The sequence below is a fragment of the Sphingobium sp. S6 genome (genome assembly GCF_905120495.1).
Classification (GTDB): domain Bacteria; phylum Pseudomonadota; class Alphaproteobacteria; order Sphingomonadales; family Sphingomonadaceae; genus Sphingobium; species Sphingobium agri.
The window spans coordinates 1-3,332 of the sequence record NZ_CAJHOG010000036.1 but is presented as its reverse complement, the minus strand read 5'-3'; the positions used below and the strand labels follow the sequence as shown (position 1 = coordinate 3,332).

At 62.2% G+C, this 3,332-nt stretch carries 2 protein-coding genes; both read right to left on the bottom strand.

Annotation, left to right across the window (positions count from 1 at the left end; genetic code table 11):
• On the bottom strand, positions 1-1,060 hold a 1,060-nt coding region (locus SPHS8_RS20185), incomplete at its 3' end, for a PepSY-associated TM helix domain-containing protein (protein WP_201516833.1).
• A complete protein-coding gene (locus SPHS8_RS20180) occupies positions 1,057-3,267 on the bottom strand; it encodes a TonB-dependent receptor (RefSeq protein ID WP_201516832.1) in 2,211 nt (736 codons plus the stop codon). The genes SPHS8_RS20185 and SPHS8_RS20180, both read right to left, overlap by 4 nt.
• Positions 3,268-3,332 lie beyond the last annotated feature (65 nt).

Genomic DNA, 3,332 nt, shown 5'->3' with positions numbered 1-3,332 from the left:
GCACCGGACGTTTGACGCGTTTTCTCGCGAACCAAAATGACCAGAGGGTCAACGTCCCCAGCAGCCCCAATGCCAGTCCAGCGAAGGTCATTACCAACCGATAGCTCAGGCCTCCGACCTTGGCGGCGTGAAGCGGGTAAAGCATGTTGTAGATCTTCACGACTTGGGGCAGGCGCGCCGCATCCCGGGCCTTTATCAGGTGACCATCGTTCGCCGCGAACCACAAGGTTGTGCGCCCGTTTGGCAGCCATTCGTCCGGCCGCTTCATCCGCAAGGTTACGAGGCCGCTGCCTTGCCGGGGGAGCGACAGGCTGCGCACTTCGGCGCTTGGGAAATGCGCCCGGGCCTCCTCGATAAGAGCACGCCAGTCAGGCTTTGCCGCAAGCGGAACATGCGGAACAGAAGGCGCCTTGAGACTGGCGTCGATCTGGGCGGGGGCGGCGGGTCCCAGAACAAGGGCCGCCATCGGACGGAAGACCAATATGGCGCCGGTCAGCAGCGCCAATATCAGTAGCGGTGCCGCGACCACCCCCAGATCACGATGATGGCGCAGGATTGCCGGCCGGCTCATCCGCTTGGGCAGAAGGCGGAACTCGAACGTCTTGCGCGTGCGGATCCACAGGATGATGCCCGAAATGATGAAGAACAGCCCGGCGATTGCGGCGATGCCGATCACCGATTCTCCCGTGTCGCCTGCAAACAGATGATGATGAAGGTCGAACAGCCAGAGTTCCGGCCGCTCCCATTGGCTGTTCCAGCGCGCAACCAGATTGCCCGCTTGATCGGTATAGGCGCCACGACCATCCGCGAAACGCAGCCGGTTGAGGCCGAAATCCTGTCCGGCAAAGGTGATCATCTCGGGACGGGTGGCAGGATCCGCCATGATACGTTCGACGGCCGCAGCGATGGCGTTCGTTTCCTGCACCTGGGTGTCGGATGCATGCGGCAGCAGCACCCAGGCGTCCTTATGCACCAGCAGAGCGCCCGAAAACCCCAGCACTGCCAGAACAAGGCCGATCAATCCGCCAAGCCAGCGATGCAGGAGATCGAGCGTCTTCAAAAGCTGTAATCCCAACTCAGGGTGAAGGTGCGACCGCGTCCCGCGAAATAAGCAAGATTATCGGTCGGCAGCCGCGTGTCGCTGCTATAGTCGATGTAGAATTTGTCGAACAGGTTCTGCACGCTCAGCCGCAGCCCGCCAAAGCCGGTCTGATAGCGGAGGCTGGCGTCCGTGACGTGATAGCCTGCGAAATTGTTGCGCCGGTCGGGCTGCGTGAGCCCCGGATCGGCATGAAAGGTGCGCGACAGGAAATACTGCGTCTGGACAATCGCCGAAACCGGCCCGCGATTGAATGTAGCCAATAGGTTGACGCGATCGGGTGAGATGTTCACGCCATCGAGATCGGTATCCACCACGCCATCCGCGTTATTGTCGTAGCGCCCCTCGATATGAGCGTAGCCGATGCCGAGCTTCAGCCCTTTGATCGGTGTCTCGCTGCGCAGATTGACTTCGATGCCTTCGATCTTGATGCGCTGACGTTGCACGTCGAAGTTGCGCCCGAGGCCCGGGACCAGAAGCTGCCCCTTGTCGCTTGACGACCAGAAATAGGTGGCCGATGCGTCGATCGGTCCGCGCTTCACTTCAACGCCGATCTCCCGGTTGTTTGACACTATCGGTTCAATGGCAAGGTAGCTGTCGATATCGACGCCGGGAAGATTGACGGAGCGCGCGATGCGGCCCACGTCGGGGGCGGTATAGCCCTCGGCATAGCTGGCATAAGCGCGGATGCCTTCCCATGGTTCGATGATGACGCCGCCGTTCAGCAGAAGATCGTCAAATTTCGGCTTGCCGCCCGCAACGGCGACGCCGCCATAGGTCGACGTGCCGCAAGGCGTGCCAGCCGGCAAGCTGGCCGAGCAAGCGACAAAGGTTGTTGACGCCAGCGTGTGATAATCGTCGATCTTGATCTGGACATTTTCCCAGCGTGCGCCACCAGCGATGCGCACCAGACCATCGAACAACTTGAGATTGGCCTGGGCGAAGGGGGCGAGGCTCCGGAACTCGGCCGGGGGCACCCAGACGCGGTCCGTGGCGATCAGCCGCTGCTCGGTCTTGTCCCAGAGAGCGTCGAAGCCAAGCGTCGCAGTCAGCGCTTCGAAGCCCGGCATCGCGCGCTCATAGCTGAACTTCGCACCGACTTTGCGCGAGCGGTTTTGCGACTGGTCGAACAGCGTGTTGACGGGCGCGAGAGCCGGGTCCTGGAAGGTCGCGATGGGCGCTATCTCGCCGCCGAACGTATCGCGCGAGCGGTTGAAGAATATCTGGCTGATGAAATTGCCGCCGAGCAGCTCAGTGTCGGTGTAGGACAGCGCGATGCTTTCGGTGCGGCTGGCCGCCGGATCGCCCGGAGGAGCGCCGCGGACCGCACTGGTCGGCAGGCCGGCGTTGCGGTTGCCCGCGACCGCTACGAAATCCCCGCCGCCCTTCAGCTCGAAGCGGCTGGCGATCAGGTCGATCCGGCCGGTCGCTGAAGTCGCGTAGCCAAGGCGCGCGAAGAAATTGGTCGTGCGCGAGTCTTGCGTCTCGCCCTGCGTCAGGTTCAGGCCGACGCGACGTTCCTGACCGTCATAGAATACGCCGCGCTTTTCATAGGTAGCGCCGATCGTCGCGTCGAAATCCCCGGCCTTGTACTGGAACAGGCCGCCGGCCTTCCAGCCGAGCCCGTTGGAGTGGAAGCTGTTGTCGGACGTGGCCTGCAACAGAACCCGGCCGCCTAGGCCTTCTGCGGTCGGCGCGCCGACCGTGACCTGGTTAACGATGCCGCCGGTGCCGCCGATGCCCTGTAGCGCGTTGGAGCCGTAGATCAGTTCAACCCGGTCGACAAAGAAGCCGTCGATGGTGAAGCCGTCGCGGGCGCCGTCGCGCAGCGGGGTCGATTGTGGGATGCCGTTGATCGCGTAGAGAGGCGAACGACCACGCAGGGTTTCGCCCGCGCCGGAAAGCTTCTGGCGGGTGGGCGAGAAGGACGGGGTCAGGGTTGCTATAGCGTCGGTCACTGAACCGGAAATCGCGAGCTGCTGGTCGAGCGTCTCCTTGTCGACCACGTCGATCGTCAGCGGCAGTGCATTGACAGGAAGGATGCTGCGAGCCGCAGTGACAACAATCGGTCCTTCGGCCTCGGCTTCAGCAGACGCGGGTTGCGCGTTAGCGGTTATGGCCGACAACAGTGTTGTCGTGGAGAGCAGAGTAGAACTGATGATGCGCATGAACAAACCCCTAGCTTGCTGCGCTCGCTAGTGGATCAAATATACTAATGCAAGTCAGTCGCAGC